We start from the raw sequence: 14,870 nt of genomic DNA on the forward strand, positions 1-14,870 counted from the left end.
AGATGTACGAGCTTTCGCGGGTTCGCCTGCACTCGGTGGGCCCGGCGGGCGCGCGGTACCAGGACGTCGTGCTGGACTTCAGCGGCGTCGGCGCGGCCATCACCGCGCCCAAGCAGGACGCGCTGTTCAGCGCCGGGATCCACCTCGCCGGGGAAGGCCCGCCGCGGCGCCCGTCGCCGGCGAGTGTGCTGTTCCTGGAGAACGGCGGCGGTAAGTCCGTCCTGATCAAGCTGATCTTCTCGGTCATGCTGCCCGGCCGCCGTCAGGTCGTCGGCACGACGAACACCAAGGTGCTGGAGAAGTTCGTCGCCGCCAAGGACGTCTCGCACGTCGTGCTGGAGTGGCTACAGGTCGAGACTGGTCAGCGCGTGATCACCGGCAAGGTGTCGGAATGGCGCGGGCACGTGGTGTCGTCGGATTCGGAGAACCTGGCCGACTCCTGGTACTGCTTCCGCCCCACACCTTCACTCGACATGGATTCGCTGCCGCTGACCTCGGACGGCCGGCTGCTCACGATGTCCGGATTCCACGACAAGCTCGACAAGGTGCACGGCGGGGAACCGGAACTCGAGCTGTTCTGGACCCGGCGTCACCACGAGTGGACGTCCCGGCTGGACGGGCTCGGGCTCGACACCGAGCTTTTCCGGTACCAGCGCGCGATGAACGCGGGCGAAGGCGAGGCGGCGGACGCGTTCGCGTTCAACACCGACGAGGCGTTCATCGAATTCCTGCTGCGCGCGGTGCTTTCCGAGGACGAGCCGAAGGACCTCGCCGAGGTCGTCTCGACCTATGCGCACAACCTCGCCCAGCGTGGGGATCTGCTGGCGGAGCGGGACTTCGTCGCCGGAGCGCTCGATCTGCTCGGACCTCTGGCCGAGGAGGAAGGTGTGGCCGCCGCGTCGCGGAAGCTCGCCGACGCCGCCCGCGCCGAGATGCGGACGCTGGCCGGTCAGGTCAAGGGCCGGGACAAGCTGGAGAACGAGCGGCTGAGCGGGCTCGACCAGCACGTCGACGAGGTGAAGTCGGCGGAGAAACTCGCCGAGGGCGACCATCGCAGGCTCACCGCCGGGGTCACCGAACTGCGGCGGCTGGTGGGGAAGCTGCGGCTCGACGAGGCGCAGGAGAGCAAGAAGCGGATCGACGGCGAACTTTCCGAAGCCAAGACGGCCGCCGAGGCCTGGCGTGAATGCGCCACCGTGCTCAACCATCTCAACGCCGCGCGCAAGGCCCGCGATTTCCGGGAACTGGTGGGGAATCGCGAGCAGAAGGCGCAGCCCGCGCTGCAGGCGCGCAACACCGCCGCGTCCGCGCTCGCCCGGGGGTTGCTGGCGCTGGCCAAGAACGCGGCCGAGCAGGCCACGAAGGCCGAAGCCCATGTCGGTGCCTTGCGTGCCGAGGCCGAAAAGGCCCAGTCGGAGCGCGACGAGTCGTCGAACCTCGCGGCCTCGCGCCGCGCGGAAGCCCGGGGACTGGGCGCGCGGATCGCCGAGATCCGCGAGGAGATCGCGGAAGTCGTCCGCGCCGGTGCGCTCAAAGCCGGCGCCGACGTCGCCGAAGCGGCACGTTCGGCCCGGACCGAAGCCGAGACGACCGCCGCGGAACTCGTCCGGCGCGAACAGGAACTCGAACGGGTCGCCGAGGATCTGCGCTCCGCGCAGTCGACCGTCAACGACGCGCACCGGCTGGCCGGGTCCACAAAGGACCGTTTGGAGCGCGCGGCGGAGGAACTGGACCGGGCCAACCGGCGCACCGACGCGCTCGCCGTCGAACCCCGGTTGACCGAGCTTCTGGGCGTGGACGACGTCGCGCTGGAGACGGATCTTCCGGTGCTGCTCGAGCGTCTTCGTGAGTCCGGTGCGACCGCGGAGAAGGAACAGACCTCCCTGCGGATGGAGGAATCCGTCGACGAGCGCGCGCTGGCCGCGCTCGGTTCCGGTGGTCTCCTGCCCGCCACCGAAGAGGTCCAGGCCGCTTTGGACGCGCTGGAAGCCGCGGGGATGAACGCGTGGTCCGGCTGGCGCTATCTGTCTACTTTGGACCCGAAGCGGCGGGCGGCCGTGCTGGCCAGGGCGCCCCAGCTGGTCTCGGGAATCCTGCTCAACGAACCGGAGCAGGTCCGGCTCGCCGAAAAGGTGCTCGCCGAACGGCGCTTGCTGCCCACCACGATCATCCCGGTCGCCACGACCGAAGCCACCGCCACCGATCGCCTGCCGGGTGAAGCCGGGATCGAGTTCCTCGTTCCGCCCAACCCGGCGATGTACGACGAGGAAGCGGCCGACGCCGAGCGTGAGGCCATCGCGCGCCGGCACGCGGAACGGCAGCGACGGCTGGAAGCGCTGGCGACCTCGCTGGCCGAGGACGGCGCGCTGTCGTGGAAACTCAAGACCTGGCGCGAGGATTACCCGCCCGGCAGCATCGCGACCCTGGCCGAACAGCTGCAGAGCGCGCGTACCGCGCAGGAGACCGCGCACACCGCTTTGGATCAGGCGGAGAAGGAGTTCCAGCGCCTCGGCGAGAAGGCGAACACGCTTCGAGAGCGTGTTCCCGAACTGCGCACGGCGTCCGGCGAGGCGGGGGAGCGGGCACGCAGGCTGGAAGCCCTCGCCACGCGTGCGGGGAAGATTCCCGAGTGGACGGACGACGTCGAGCGGGCGACCGAGGTCGCCGAGCGGGCCGAGTCGACGGCGTCCGAGGCCGCGGTGAAGGCGTCCCGGCTGCGCGAGCAGGCCGGCGAGGAACAGCGCACCGCCGACGGTCACCGGCGCACCGTGACGACGGCGAAGTCGGAACTGGCCGAGGTGCCGGGATCGAGCGATGTCACCGAGGACGACGCCACGCCCGCCGAACCGGTCGACGCGTTGCGGCGGACTTTCGCGTCGGCGTCCGAGGCGTACGCGAAGGTCGAGGTCGGCAGCGATCTGCGGGCCGAACTTGACCAGGCGGAAAGCGTGGAAGCGTCGGCACGGGCGGCCATCGAGGCGCTCGACGACGCGGTCCGCGAACGGGCCGCCGAACTACTGGAGACGCCGGACGGGTCCGACTCTTCGGCGCGGGCGGCCGCGCAGGCGCGGGCGAACCGGGCGGTCGCGGTGCTGGAAGACGAGCGCACCGAGATCGTCGGCCTGGTCGCGACCCGCAAGGCGGAACTGAGCCAGCTTCCAGAACAGCCCTCGGCGCTCGCCGCGATCTCTTCCGACGCGCGGCCGAAGGACATCGAGCACGGCTTGGCGCTGATCGACGACGCCAGCCTCGAGGTTTCCGCCGCCGCCCGGAAGTGGGAGGAACTCCAGGAACGCCGCGCCGAGGCCGAAGCGACGCTGGAATCCGCGAAGACGTCGGCGTCCGGCTTCGGCCTGCTGGCCGAGTCGATGGCGCTCCTGCTGTCCAAAGAGGATGATTCGGCGGCGTTCGACGGAGACGTCGAATCCGCGCGCACCAAGCATTCCCGGCTCAACGCGTCGCTCACCGAAGCGCAGGAGGCCGCCGACGCGGGCGACCGCCGGGTCCGGGCCGCCGCCGACCAGCTGGCGCAGTACGCCACCGACAAGCGGTTCGAGAAGCTCAGCACGCCGGTGCGGCAGCAGGTGATCTCGGTCCGCCGCGACCAGTTGCCCGCGCACGCCGCCGAGTGGGCCGAGGCACTGCGGCCCCGGCTGCGCACGCTCACCGACGATCTGGCCCAGATCGACCGTCACCGCGGCGGCATCATCACCCGCCTGCAGGGCATGGTCGACGGTGCCTTGCGCACACTCCGTGCGGCACAACGGGTTTCCCGGCTGCCGGACGGCCTCGGCGACTGGTCCGGCCAGGAGTTCCTGCGGATCCGGTTCACCGAACTCGAGGACAACGTGCTCGCCGAGAAACTGGGCGAGGTCGTCGACGAGGCAGCAGTGGGGAAGACCTCCGATGGCCGCGACGTCAAACGGGACGGGCTTTCCCTGGTGCTGCGCGGTGTGCAGGCCGCCGCTCCCAAGGGTTTCCGGGTCGACATGCTGAAGCCGGACTCCGTGCTGCGGACCGAACGGCAGCGCGTGTCCGAGATCCGCGACGTGTTCTCCGGCGGGCAGCAGCTGACCGCGGCGATCATCCTGTACTGCACGCTCGCCGCGCTGCGGGCCAACAACCGCGGCAAGGCGCGCAACCGGCACTCCGGCGTGCTGTTCCTCGACAACCCGATCGGCCGGGCGTCGGCCGGGTACCTGCTGGAGTTGCAGCGGGCGGTCGCCGAGGCGCTGGGCGTCCAGCTGATCTACACGACCGGCCTGTTCGACGCCGGCGCGCTGAGCGAGTTCCCGCTGATCGTGCGACTGCGCAACGACGCCGATCTGCGGGCGGGGCGGAAGTACCTGTCCGTCGACGCGACGATCCGGAGCGCCACCGACGAACTCGGGGAGCCTGACGGCGTCGCACGGCTTTCGGCGACGCGGCTGTTCACGCGGCCCGCCGAGGCGCCCGAGGACGCGGAGGTGGAGACGGCCTGACGACAAGGTAGCACAGGGTGGCACAGGGTGCTACGATGCAGCTATGGGCGTTCAGCATGAGATCTCCCAGCGTGATCTCCGGAACCGATCCGGCGAGATCATGGACGCGGTCGAGCACGGAGAAACCTTCACCGTGACCCGTAGCGGCTCGCCCATCGCCCAGTTGGTCCCGCTGTGCCGTCGGCACGCCGTCTCACGGGACCAGTTCGCGGCCGTCTCGGCGAACGCTCCGCTCATCGATCCGGACAGGTTCCGCGCGGACCTCGACGACGCTTTCGCGGGGGAGGCGGACGATCCCTATGGCCGCTGAGGTCCACGGCCTGCTCGACACGAACATCCTCATCCTCCGGCGGGCGATCGATCACGCCCAGCTGCCGGATCTGATGTCGATCAGCACGATCACGCTCGCCGAGTTGTCGGCGGGTCCGCATTACGCCATCGATCCCGAGGAGCGGGCCCGGCGAACGGATCTGCTGCAACGGGTGGAGTCCGAGTTCGACCCGCTGCCGTTCGGCACGGAGGCGGCGCGGATCTTCGGCCGGGTGTCGGCGTCGGTGCTCGCGATGGGCAGGACGCCGCGGCGACGGGTGGCCGACCTGATGATCGCCAGTGTCGCCGTTGCGCACCGGATGCCGCTGTACACCACGAATCCTCAGGATTTCGAAGGCCTGAAAGAACTTCTCGACGTCGTCCCGGTTACTCGGCCGGAGTAGGCCGAGAGCGGCTCGCGGTCCGATACTGCCCAGGGGCCTGGCGGCGTACGCGCCGGAAGGCTCGGCTGAACGCGTACACCGACGTGTAGCCGACCGAGTGGGCGATGGTGTCCATCGTGTCGTCGGTGTCGCGGAGCCGGACCGCGGCCAGGTCCATCCGCCACCGGGTGAGGTAGTCGCCGGGGGTCCGGCCGGTGGTTTCGCGGAAGCGGCGGGTCAGCGTGCTGCGCGAGGTCGCCAGTTCCGCCGCGAGCAGGTCGGTCGTCCACGGTTTTGCCGGGTCCTCGTGGATCTTGACCAGCGCCACGCTGATCAGCGGATCGCCGAGGACGCCGAGCCAGGTTCCGCGCGTCTCGGCGGGTTTCTCGGTCCGCCACACGCGGAGCAACTGGACCAGGAGGATGTCGACGAGCCGGTTGAGAACGAATTCGGTGGCGATCTGCGGCTGGGCCAGTTCCCGCGACAGCAGCCGGACGGTGTCGTCCAGCCCGCCACCGCCGTGGTTCGCGCGGATGTGCACCAGTTCCGGCAGGGTGGCGAGCACCTGGGTGGACACCGCCGGGTCGTAGTCGTAGGACGCGCCGAGGACATGGGTCTGCACCTCCCCGGAACCGAGGCGCAGCACGCCGCCACAGTCCCGTGCCTTCTCCGCCGCCGTGCAGAGCCCGGGAATGATCGGGGCGTCCGGGGCGCTGCGCAGGGTGTGCTCCGGTCCGTTCGGCAACAGGACGACGTCGCCGGGCATGAGCTGCCTCGGCGGGTGGCCCGGCAGGTCCAGCCAGGCCGTACCGCAGGTGATGGCGTAGAAGGCCGCGCCGGCGATGCCGTGCCAGAGGATCCCCCACGGCCCGGACGCCTCGATCCGGGCTCCGGCGGTGCCCCGGACACCGCCCACGGCGAGAGTTTCGGCCAACAGGTCCATGCCATCGAGGATAGTGCGACAGATGGATATGTTCGTGGCGTATTCAGGCATCGATACGACCACATTGCGCGTCATATGATCAAGTTCATGGCAGACACGATCGACTTCGACGAGATGAACCGCGCCGTGATCACCGACTTCCGGGCGAACGGCGGCAAGGCGGGCGGCATGTTCGAGGGCTATCCGCTGGTGCTCGTGCACCACACCGGCGCGAAGTCCGGCACCGAACGGATCGCGCCGCTGGTCCCGTTCCTGGAGGACGACCGGATCTTCATCTTCGCCAGCAAGGGCGGTGCCGACGAAAACCCGTCCTGGTACCACAACCTGGTGGCCAACCCGGAGACCAAGGCCGAATTCGGCACCGAGACCTTCCCGATCCGCGCACGGGTGCTCACCGGTTCCGAGCGCGATGACGTCTACGCCAAGCAGTCCGCCGTCCAGCCGCAGTTCGCCGATTACCAGCGCAAGACCAGCCGGGTCATCCCGGTGATCGAACTGGAGCGGATCTAGCCACGCGCCGTCAGTCCTTGCGGCCGGTGAAGGCGAGCGACGTCCCGAGCCCGATCATCACCAGCCCGCTGGTCCCGCCCACCAGCTGAAGCCGTCGCGGTGACCGCGCGAACCACGTCCGCGCGGTCCCGGCGACGAGCGCCCACACCGTGTCGGAAATCAGCGCGATCAGCGGCAGGCAGACCCCGAGCACGAGCATCTGCACCGGGACCGAACCGGCCGACGCGTCCACGAACTGCGGCAGGATCGCGGCGAGGAAGACGATCGACTTCGGGTTCGCGAAGCCGACGACCAGCCCGTCGCGCAGGACCGTGAGCGTCCGGCCCGGCGTGGTCCGGACTTCGGCCGCGAAGGCGTCGGCGAGTTCGCGGCGGTTCCGGATCGCCTGCACCCCGAGATAGACCAGGTACAGCGCGCCCGCCAGCTTGATCACGGTGAACGCCGTGGCGGACCCGGTGACGACGGCGCCGAGCCCGAACGCGACGGCCAGCACCTGCAGGTAGACGCCCACGGCGTTCCCCGCGACGGTGAGCAGCGCCTCGCGCCTGCCGACGGTCAGCGCGCGGCTGATGGTGAACAACACGCTCGGACCCGGTACGACGATCATCAGGAAGGTGAGGGCGGCGAAGGCCGCGAACTGCCCGGCGGAGACCATGCCCGGAGGTTACGGCGCGCGGCGGGCGAGGCGCAGCGGATTTCCGACGGTGAGGAAAGAAGCGAAAGACGACCGACGGCCGCCGTGCTGTTTCTAGCATCCGTGTCATGCCTTCGGATTCGCCGGGAAACGGCGACGGAATCCCCGACCTCACCTCCTACGCCCGGGCAGCCGTCCGCCTGCATCCCCGGGCGGGTACACCGACCGCGCACGACAGCCACATCGGCGGACCGTTGCTGTGGCCAGTCGACGAGCCCTGGCCGCATTGTCCCGATACCGCGCGGAACGAGGCGGCGCCGGGCGTGATCCACACCCCGGCCGCCGAGTTGGAAGCGGCGCATCCCTGTGAGAAGGCGATGCCGCTGGGAGGCGTGGCGCAGTTCTTCCGGCGGGACTTCCCGAAGCTGCCCTTCCCGGACGGCACCGACCTGCTGCAGGTGCTGTTCTGCCCGGACCCGCACGACGGTCCAGGCTACTGGGGGCCGGGTGTTCAGGTGGTCTGGCGGAATTCCGCCGGAGTGACCGCTCTGCTCGAGAGCCCGCCTGAGCCGTTCCAGAGCGACCACTACGAGTACCTTCCCGCCCGGCCTTGCTCGTTCGCGCCGTGCGAGGTCGTCGACCATCCGCATCCGTCGGAGCTACCGGCCGAGCTCAACGCGACGCTGCCCTTCACGAATGAGCATGGTGATTTCGTCGATGGCGAGGCCGAAGCCGCCTGGCCTCCGCTGGCCACCGGCTCCAAGCTCGGCGGCCTGAACGTCTGGTGGACGTCCGACTCCCGGAGTTTCCCGCTGATCTGCCCGGACTGCGGTGCCGGGCTCGAACTCCTGCTGGCCCTGGAAAGCTCGGAAGGTCCGGACGGCGAGTGCTCCTGCGATCAGCCGGACGACGGGCCCGGCTGGGAGCTGGCGGGTTCGTCGGTCAACGTCTTCGTCTGCGGTGCCGACGCGAAGCACACGATCAGGCCGCACGCGGACTGATCCCACGCTCTGTCGGCGTCCGGTGGTAGGAACGATCCGTGACCCTCAAGATCGGCATCCGGCAACGCCGTGCTCGCCTGGCCACCCGGCATCGCCTCGCCACGCCCGCCGCGTCGGTGCACGACGCGGCGGACGCGGTCGTCGCGCTGCACGCCACGGATCCGGCGTCGGTGCACCTCTCCGCGTGGGCGCGGGTCAAGGGCGACGGCGTCGCGGAGGTGGAGAACGCGCTCTACGACGAGCGCACGCTGATCCGGATGCTCGGCATGCGCCGCACGGTCTTCGTCGTCGGGCACGAGAACGCGGCGCTCATCCAGGCGGCCTGCTCGGCCGACATCGCCAAGAAGCAGCGCCGCCTGCTCGAACAGCATCTCGGGCAGCAGGGTCACCCGGAGAACGTGCCCGAGCCGGAGCGCTGGCTGGCCGACGTCGAGGACGCCACCGAGCGGGCGCTCAAGGCCCGTGGCTCCGCGACGGCGCAGCAACTGAGCGAGGACGAGCCGCGGCTCAAACAGCAGCTGTTGATGGCGAAGGGCAAGCCGTACGAGGCGATCGCCAACGTCACCAGCCGTGTCCTGTTCCAGCTCGCCGTCGACGGCCGCATCGTGCGCGGCCGTCCGCGCGGCAGCTGGATCAGCAGCCAGTACCACTGGGCCCCGATGTCCGGCTGGCTGTCGCACGGCCTCACCGAATGGGACGCCGACGCGGCCAGGGTCGAGCTCGCCCGCAAGTGGCTGTACTCCTACGGCCCCGCCCCGGCTGCGGACCTGCGCTGGTGGATGGGCTGGACGGTCGGCCAGACGAAGAAGGCCCTCGCCGCCATCGAACCCGTCGAGGTCGATCTGGACGGCGTCCCCGGCGTCGTGCTCGCCGACGACCTGGAGCCGGTCGCGGAGCCCGAGCCCTGGGTCGCCCTGCTCCCGTCGCTCGATCCGACCTCGATGGGGTGGATCGAGCGCGAGTGGTACCTCGGCCCGCACAAGGCGCCGCTGTTCGACGGCACCGGCAACATCGGGCCCACCGTCTGGGCCGACGGCCGGATCGTCGGCGGCTGGGCGCAGCGTCCGGACGGCGAGGTCGTGCACCACTTCCTGGAGGACGTCAGTGCGGACGTCGAGCGAGCCGTCGAAGCGGAGGCGAACCACCTGGCCGAGTGGTTCGGAGAGGTGCGAGTCACGCCACGGATGCGGACGCCGCTGGAGCGACGGTTAGGCGCTGTCCGATAAGTCTGCTCGCGGTCTTCGCGCCCAGGTGGTCCCTGACGGCACGGGCGGGATCACCCGAGTACGGCCCGGTACGAGGGCGACCCGCCCGCACCGCCAGGAACCACCTGGATCACGAAGCCCATCGAGCAGACTTATCGGACAGCGCCTAGCACAGGAAAGCTGAGAGTTCGCAACAGAGGTGCTGGTGGCGAACCACTTAATCGATTCTTGACCTGACCCACCGAGTGGTGGAAGTCTCGTCAGGGCAAAGAGGGCCGCCCTGGCTCGCACGCTAGGGTTGCGCCCGAGTAACGGACGTCTTACCGGGGCGATCCCGGACGAGTCTCAAGGGAGTGGCAGTAGTGACGGTTCGCGTAGGTGTCAACGGCTTCGGCCGCATCGGCCGCAACTTCTTCCGGGCCGTGCAGGCCGCCGGTCACGACATCGAGGTTGTCGCTTTCAACGACCTCGGCGACGTCGCCACGATGGCCCACCTGCTCAAGTACGACACGATCCTCGGCCGTTTCCCGGGCGAGGTCAGCGTCAGCGACGAGGGCATCGTCGTCGACGGCAAGACCATCAAGGCGCTCGCCGAGCGCGACCCGGCGAACCTGCCCTGGGGCGACCTGGGCGTGGACGTCGTCGTCGAGTCGACAGGCTTCTTCACCAAGGCCGAGGCCGCGAAGGCGCACCTCGCCGGTGGCGCCAAGAAGGTCATCATCTCCGCGCCGGCCTCCGGCGAGGACCTGACCGTGGTGCTGGGCGTCAACGAGGACAAGTACGACGGCTCGCAGACGATCATCTCCAACGCCTCGTGCACCACGAACTGCCTCGGCCCGCTGGCCAAGGTCCTGCACGACGCGTTCGGCATCGAGCACGGCCTGATGACCACCATCCACGCGTACACGCAGGACCAGAACCTGCAGGACGCGCCGCACAAGGACCTGCGCCGCGCCCGTAACGCCGCGGTCAACGTCGTGCCGGCCTCGACCGGTGCCGCCAAGGCCATCGGCCTGGTGCTCCCCGACCTGCTGGGCAAGCTGGACGGCTTCGCCTTCCGCGTCCCGGTCCCGACCGGTTCGGCCACCGACCTCACGGTCAAGCTGAAGAAGACCGCCACGGTCGAGGAGATCAACGCCGCCTACAAGGCCGCCGCGGACGGCCCCCTCAAGGGCATCCTGCGCTACAACACCGACCCGATCGTCTCGTCGGACATCGTCACCGACCCGGCCTCGTGCATCTACGACGCGCCGCTGACCAAGGTGATCGGCGACCAGGTCAAGGTCGTCGGCTGGTACGACAACGAGTGGGGCTACTCCAACCGCCTCGCGGACCTCATCGTCCTGGTCGGGAACAAGCTCTCCTGATGGCCGTCAAGAACCTCGAAGACCTGTTGGGCGAGGACGTCTCAGGTCGGTACGTACTCGTGCGTTCCGACCTGAACGTCCCGCTCGATGGGGAAACCATCACCGACGACGGCCGCGTCCGCGCGGCCCTGCCGACCCTCAAGCGGCTCGCCGAGGCGGGCGCGAAGGTGGTCGTCACGGCGCACCTCGGCCGTCCCCAGGGCGAGCCGGACCCGAAGTTTTCGCTCGCACCGGTCGCCGCGAAGCTCACCGAGCTGCTCGGCATCGATGTCCCGCTGGCGGGTGACCTGGTCGGCGAGTCCGCCAAGGCCACCGTCGCCGGGCTGAACGACGGCCAGGTAGCCCTGCTGGAGAACGTGCGTTTCGACGCGCGCGAGACCAGCAAGGTCGAGGCGGAGCGCCAGGCACTGGCCGCCGAGCTCGCCGCGCTCGTCCCGGGCGGGGCGTTCGTCTCCGACGGGTTCGGCGTCGTGCACCGCAAGCAGGCTTCGGTCTACGAGATCGCGCGGGCGCTTCCGGCGTACGCGGGCGGTCTGGTGCTGGCCGAGGTCGAGGTCCTCAAGAAGCTCACTGAGGACCTGACCCGGCCGTACGTGGTAGTGCTCGGCGGCGCGAAGGTCTCGGACAAGCTGGCGGTGATCGCCAACCTGCTGACCAAGGTCGACAGGCTGCTCATCGGTGGCGGCATGGCGTACACCTTCCTCAAGGCCCAGGGCCACGAGGTCGGCAACTCGCTGCTGCAGGAAGACCAGCTGGAGCAGGTCGCCGGCTTCCTCGCCGAGGCGGAGAAGCGTGGCGTCGAACTGATCCTGCCGGTGGACTTCCTCGCCGCGACGGGCTTCGCCGCCGACGCCGAGTTCGACGTCGTCGACGCGTCGGCCATCCCGGCCGACCGCATGGGTCTCGACATCGGCCCGAAGTCGCGCGAGCTGTTCGCGGGCAAGCTGGCCGACGCGGCGACCGTGTTCTGGAACGGCCCGATGGGCGTGTTCGAGTTCGAGTCCTTCGCCGGCGGCACCCGTGCCGTGGCCGAGGCGCTCGTCAAGAGCGACGCCTTCACCGTGGTCGGCGGCGGCGACTCCGCCGCGGCCGTACGGCAGCTCGGCCTCCCGGAGGACGGCTTCTCGCATATCTCGACCGGCGGCGGTGCGTCGTTGGAGTACCTGGAGGGCAAGGAACTGCCCGGGGTCGCAGTGCTGGGAGAGAACGACTAGTGGCGCGCAAACCGCTCATCGCCGGCAACTGGAAGATGAACCAGAACCACCTCGAAGCCATCGCGCTGGTTCAGAAGATCGCCTTCGCCCTGCCGGAGAAGTACTACGCGAAGGTCGACGTCGCGGTGCTGCCGCCGTTCACCGACATCCGCAGCGTCCAGACGCTGACCGACGGCGACAAGCTGTCGCTCACCTACGGCGCCCAGGATGTGTCGCCGCATGACTCCGGTGCCTACACCGGTGACGTGTCGGGCCTGATGCTGGCGAAGCTGGGTTGCAGCTTCGTCACCGTCGGGCACTCGGAACGGCGCGAGTACCACGGCGAGTCCGACGAACTGGTCAACAAGAAGGCCAAGGCCGCGCTCAAGCACGGCATCACGCCGATCCTGTGCGTGGGGGAGAAGCTCGAGGTCCGTGAGGCCGGCGAGCACATCGCCCACACCACGACCCAGCTGGTCGAGGGCCTCAAGGGGCTCAAGGCCGAGCAGGTCAAGGACGTCGTCGTCGCCTACGAGCCGGTCTGGGCCATCGGGACCGGCAAGGTCGCGACCCCGGCCGACGCCGAAGAGGTGTGCGGAGCCATCCGCGCCACCCTCGCCGAGAAGTACGGAGCCGAGGTCGCGTCCTCGGTCCGCGTGCTCTACGGCGGCTCGGCGAAGGCCAACAACATCAGTGACCTCGTCGCCTGCGAGAATATCGATGGTGCGCTCGTTGGTGGTGCCAGCCTGGATGGTGACGAGTTCACCAAACTCTGCGCACTCGCCGCGGGCGGGCCCCTGCCCTGATCGGGGCATCAACCGGGTAGCCTGGGTATCCGGTCCGTCACACAGCAGTGGACGAGTCCAGGAGTACGGTGTGTTCTGGTGGTCATGAGCCGCTGGTGGCACACCGTTTTCCTGCATTCTCCAAGAGCGCAGAGGATGACATGAAGCTGTTCCTGCAAATCCTGTTGATCGCCTCCAGCTTTTTCCTGGTGGTGGCCGTTCTGCTGCACCGCGGCCGGGGCGGCGGTCTGTCTTCGCTGTTCGGTGGCGGTATGCAGTCGAGCCTGTCCGGTTCCAGCGTGGCCGAGAAGAACCTCGACCGGATCACGGTGCTGCTGGGCTCGGTGTGGCTGATCAGCATCATCGGCCTGGGGCTCCTGCTCAAGGTCTGATCCATCCAGGTGTTTCGGCGTGCCTATGGGGGGCGCGCCGCCGATCCCTATAGGTGTGAGGATTCATGGTTGGCGGTAATGCGATTCGGGGCACCCGTGTGGGTGCCGGACCTTCGGGCGAATCGGAACGGGGTGAATCGGCGCCAAGGCGGCGAATCTCGTATTGGTGCGCCAACGGGCACGAGGCTCAGCCCTCGTTCTCGATGGACGCCGAGATTCCCCACGAGTGGGATTGCCCTCGGTGCGGGCTGCCCGGTGGGCAGGACGAGCAGAACCCGCCCGCCGCGCCGCGGACCGAGCCTTACAAGACTCACCTCGCGTACGTGAAGGAACGGCGTTCCGACGCCGACGGTGAGGCCATCCTCACCGAGGCGCTGGAGCGGTTGCGCCAGCGCCGGGAGATCTAGCCGCTCACCGGTCGAGCGGGTACCGGGCACGCACCCGGAACCCGCCGTCCTCGGTGTCGGCGGTTTCGAAACTCCCACCCAGCAGTCGAGCGCGTTCGGCCAGACCGGTCAGCCCGTGCCCTCCCGAGGGCAGGGCCGCACCGGACGTCCGGGCGCGCTCATTGCGTATTTCGACCTTGAGCGCCCCGTGCTCGCCCTGGATCCGGATGGTCGCGGTGGCGCCGGGCGCGTGTTTGTGCACGTTGGTCAGGCATTCCTGCACGGTCCGGTAGGCCGCCGCCGAAACCTGGCTGGGGAGCAGATCGGGGATCCGCTCGACGGTGAGGTGCACCGGGACGTCCGAGCCGCGGATCAGCCGGTCGAGTTCGTTGATCCCCGGCCGCGGCCCGTCGTCCTCGGAGCCCGAGCGCAGCACGCTCACCAAGGAGCGCAGCTCTTCGAGCGTCTTGGTGCTCAGTTTCCGGATGACCAGGGCGGTCTCGAGCGAACGAGCGTCATTGGTCTGCGCCTGCAGCGCGCCGGCCTGCATCGCGATCAGCGTGATCTGGTGGGACACGACGTCGTGCATCTCCCGCGCCAGCCGGGCGCGCTCTTCCGCGCGGACGGCGTCGGCGTGGAAGCGGCGTTCGCGATCACGGCTGGCGGCGAGTTCTGCGAGCTTCTGCGAGATCTCGGTCCGCGCTCCGATGAGCAGGCCGATGGCCACCGGCATCCCGGCGACGATGACGCCGTAAATCCCGTCCAGCACGTGTTCGCGCCAGCTGAGCTCGACGAAGTCGGGCAGCGGCCACTGGACGAACCGGCAGGTGAAGACGAGTGCGAACCCGGTCCAGGTCTGCCAGTGCATCTGTTTGCGGGTGGCGAGGAAGCCGAGCGCGATCATCGCGGCCAGCTGTGACCAGCCGGCCATGAAACCGGGGACGGTGGCGATCACCGCGAGGAACGGCAGCTTGCGGCGGAAGGCGAGGCCGAGGCACGCGGCGCCGGACAGGTAGATCGAGTACGGCTGGGCCTTCTCGGGGATCACCAGCCAGACGTCGAGCGCGGCCAGGAAGATCGCGAGAGTGTCCACCCCCAGCGCGGCCAGCGCCGGACGTTTGACCTTTACGAACGACATGACCCCGGCGGCGCGGCGCATCCGGTCGGCGGCCCCCGCTCCGGAGCCGCCCACCGAGATACCTGGCATCGAGATACCCTCTGTGCTCATCGCTGGCGACCTCACTCGTCTTGTGGACTTGAATGATGAGACGTGTTCTTCGC

The 14,870-nt window shown here is 69.2% G+C and carries 14 protein-coding genes; 11 read left to right on the forward strand and 3 right to left on the reverse strand.

Features of this window, described 5'->3' with window-relative positions; all coding sequences use genetic code 11:
* The first annotated feature begins 2 nt into the window (after positions 1 to 2).
* The 3 genes from ACLJRL_RS05615 to ACLJRL_RS05625 are packed head-to-tail and all read left to right on the forward strand — an operon-like array spanning position 3 to position 5,194.
* Positions 3 to 4,481: a hypothetical protein gene (locus ACLJRL_RS05615; protein ID WP_410654898.1), complete on the forward strand. Its 4,479-nt coding sequence runs from the start codon at positions 3 to 5 to the stop codon at positions 4,479 to 4,481.
* Positions 4,482 to 4,524: 43 nt separating this feature from the next.
* Positions 4,525 to 4,791, forward strand: a complete 267-nt coding sequence (locus ACLJRL_RS05620) for a type II toxin-antitoxin system Phd/YefM family antitoxin (RefSeq protein ID WP_410654899.1) — start codon at positions 4,525 to 4,527, stop codon at positions 4,789 to 4,791.
* Complete coding sequence (locus ACLJRL_RS05625; protein ID WP_410654900.1) at positions 4,781 to 5,194, forward strand: type II toxin-antitoxin system VapC family toxin; 414 nt, start codon at positions 4,781 to 4,783, stop codon at positions 5,192 to 5,194. The genes ACLJRL_RS05620 and ACLJRL_RS05625 overlap by 11 nt, the downstream gene beginning before the upstream one ends.
* Here the strand turns inward: ACLJRL_RS05625 and ACLJRL_RS05630 are convergent.
* Positions 5,178 to 6,116: an AraC family transcriptional regulator gene (locus ACLJRL_RS05630; protein WP_410654901.1), complete on the reverse strand. Its 939-nt coding sequence runs from the start codon at positions 6,114 to 6,116 to the stop codon at positions 5,178 to 5,180. The two genes, ACLJRL_RS05625 and ACLJRL_RS05630, sit on opposite strands and share 17 nt — an antisense overlap.
* Positions 6,117 to 6,203: 87 nt before the next feature.
* Between ACLJRL_RS05630 and ACLJRL_RS05635 the strand changes: the two genes are divergently transcribed.
* Positions 6,204 to 6,626 (forward strand): nitroreductase/quinone reductase family protein, encoded by a 423-nt coding sequence (locus tag ACLJRL_RS05635; protein WP_410654902.1) that lies wholly within the window; start codon positions 6,204 to 6,206, stop codon positions 6,624 to 6,626.
* A gap of 10 nt (positions 6,627 to 6,636) precedes the next feature.
* Here the strand turns inward: ACLJRL_RS05635 and ACLJRL_RS05640 are convergent, their stop codons facing one another.
* Positions 6,637 to 7,281, reverse strand: a complete 645-nt coding sequence (locus tag ACLJRL_RS05640; RefSeq protein ID WP_410654903.1) for a LysE family translocator — start codon at positions 7,279 to 7,281, stop codon at positions 6,637 to 6,639.
* 107 nt (positions 7,282 to 7,388) lie between these two features.
* On the opposite strand from ACLJRL_RS05640, the gene ACLJRL_RS05645 reads away from it, so the two are divergent.
* The 7 genes from ACLJRL_RS05645 (at position 7,389) to ACLJRL_RS05675 (ending at position 13,610) form a co-directional block, all read left to right on the forward strand.
* On the forward strand, positions 7,389 to 8,261 hold the full coding sequence (locus ACLJRL_RS05645) for a hypothetical protein (protein WP_410654904.1): 873 nt from the start codon (positions 7,389 to 7,391) through the stop codon (positions 8,259 to 8,261).
* A gap of 38 nt (positions 8,262 to 8,299) precedes the next feature.
* Entirely contained in the window at positions 8,300 to 9,487 is a 1,188-nt protein-coding gene (locus ACLJRL_RS05650) for a winged helix DNA-binding domain-containing protein (RefSeq protein WP_410654905.1), read from the forward strand.
* Between the two features lie 341 nt (positions 9,488 to 9,828).
* Positions 9,829 to 10,833 (forward strand): type I glyceraldehyde-3-phosphate dehydrogenase, encoded by a 1,005-nt coding sequence (gene gap / locus ACLJRL_RS05655; RefSeq protein ID WP_410654906.1) that lies wholly within the window; start codon positions 9,829 to 9,831, stop codon positions 10,831 to 10,833.
* Complete coding sequence (locus tag ACLJRL_RS05660; RefSeq protein ID WP_410654907.1) at positions 10,833 to 12,047, forward strand: phosphoglycerate kinase; 1,215 nt, start codon at positions 10,833 to 10,835, stop codon at positions 12,045 to 12,047. Before gap ends, ACLJRL_RS05660 begins: the two co-directional genes overlap by 1 nt.
* Complete coding sequence (gene tpiA / locus ACLJRL_RS05665; protein WP_410654908.1) at positions 12,047 to 12,832, forward strand: triose-phosphate isomerase; 786 nt, start codon at positions 12,047 to 12,049, stop codon at positions 12,830 to 12,832. The genes ACLJRL_RS05660 and tpiA overlap by 1 nt, the downstream gene beginning before the upstream one ends.
* 140 nt (positions 12,833 to 12,972) lie before the next feature.
* On the forward strand, positions 12,973 to 13,203 hold the full coding sequence (secG, locus tag ACLJRL_RS05670; RefSeq protein WP_125783705.1) for a preprotein translocase subunit SecG: 231 nt from the start codon (positions 12,973 to 12,975) through the stop codon (positions 13,201 to 13,203).
* A 65-nt stretch (positions 13,204 to 13,268) separates the two neighbouring features.
* On the forward strand, positions 13,269 to 13,610 hold the full coding sequence (locus tag ACLJRL_RS05675) for an RNA polymerase-binding protein RbpA (RefSeq protein ID WP_410654909.1): 342 nt from the start codon (positions 13,269 to 13,271) through the stop codon (positions 13,608 to 13,610).
* A 4-nt stretch (positions 13,611 to 13,614) separates the two neighbouring features.
* Here ACLJRL_RS05675 and ACLJRL_RS05680 read toward each other — a convergent pair whose 3' ends face one another.
* On the reverse strand, positions 13,615 to 14,817 hold the full coding sequence (locus ACLJRL_RS05680) for a sensor histidine kinase (RefSeq protein WP_410654910.1): 1,203 nt from the start codon (positions 14,815 to 14,817) through the stop codon (positions 13,615 to 13,617).
* Positions 14,818 to 14,870: the final 53 nt, after the last annotated feature.

This window comes from Amycolatopsis sp. lyj-112 (genome assembly GCF_046549055.1).
Classification (GTDB): Bacteria; Actinomycetota; Actinomycetes; order Mycobacteriales; family Pseudonocardiaceae; genus Amycolatopsis.

Bases quoted from the DNA above. Each gene is read 5' to 3' on its own strand.
- ACLJRL_RS05615 (WP_410654898.1), top strand. From the start codon at position 3: ATGTACGAGCTTTCGCGGGTTCGCCTGCACTCGGTGGGCCCGGCGGGC.
- ACLJRL_RS05620 (WP_410654899.1), top strand. From the start codon at position 4,525: ATGGGCGTTCAGCATGAGATCTCCCAGCGTGATCTCCGGAACCGATCC.
- ACLJRL_RS05625 (WP_410654900.1), top strand. From the start codon at position 4,781: ATGGCCGCTGAGGTCCACGGCCTGCTCGACACGAACATCCTCATCCTC.
- ACLJRL_RS05630 (WP_410654901.1), bottom strand. From the start codon at position 6,116: ATGGACCTGTTGGCCGAAACTCTCGCCGTGGGCGGTGTCCGGGGCACC.
- ACLJRL_RS05635 (WP_410654902.1), top strand. From the start codon at position 6,204: ATGGCAGACACGATCGACTTCGACGAGATGAACCGCGCCGTGATCACC.
- ACLJRL_RS05640 (WP_410654903.1), bottom strand. From the start codon at position 7,281: ATGGTCTCCGCCGGGCAGTTCGCGGCCTTCGCCGCCCTCACCTTCCTG.
- ACLJRL_RS05645 (WP_410654904.1), top strand. From the start codon at position 7,389: ATGCCTTCGGATTCGCCGGGAAACGGCGACGGAATCCCCGACCTCACC.
- ACLJRL_RS05660 (WP_410654907.1), top strand. From the start codon at position 10,833: ATGGCCGTCAAGAACCTCGAAGACCTGTTGGGCGAGGACGTCTCAGGT.
- secG (WP_125783705.1), top strand. From the start codon at position 12,973: ATGAAGCTGTTCCTGCAAATCCTGTTGATCGCCTCCAGCTTTTTCCTG.
- ACLJRL_RS05675 (WP_410654909.1), top strand. From the start codon at position 13,269: ATGGTTGGCGGTAATGCGATTCGGGGCACCCGTGTGGGTGCCGGACCT.
- ACLJRL_RS05680 (WP_410654910.1), bottom strand. From the start codon at position 14,817: ATGAGCACAGAGGGTATCTCGATGCCAGGTATCTCGGTGGGCGGCTCC.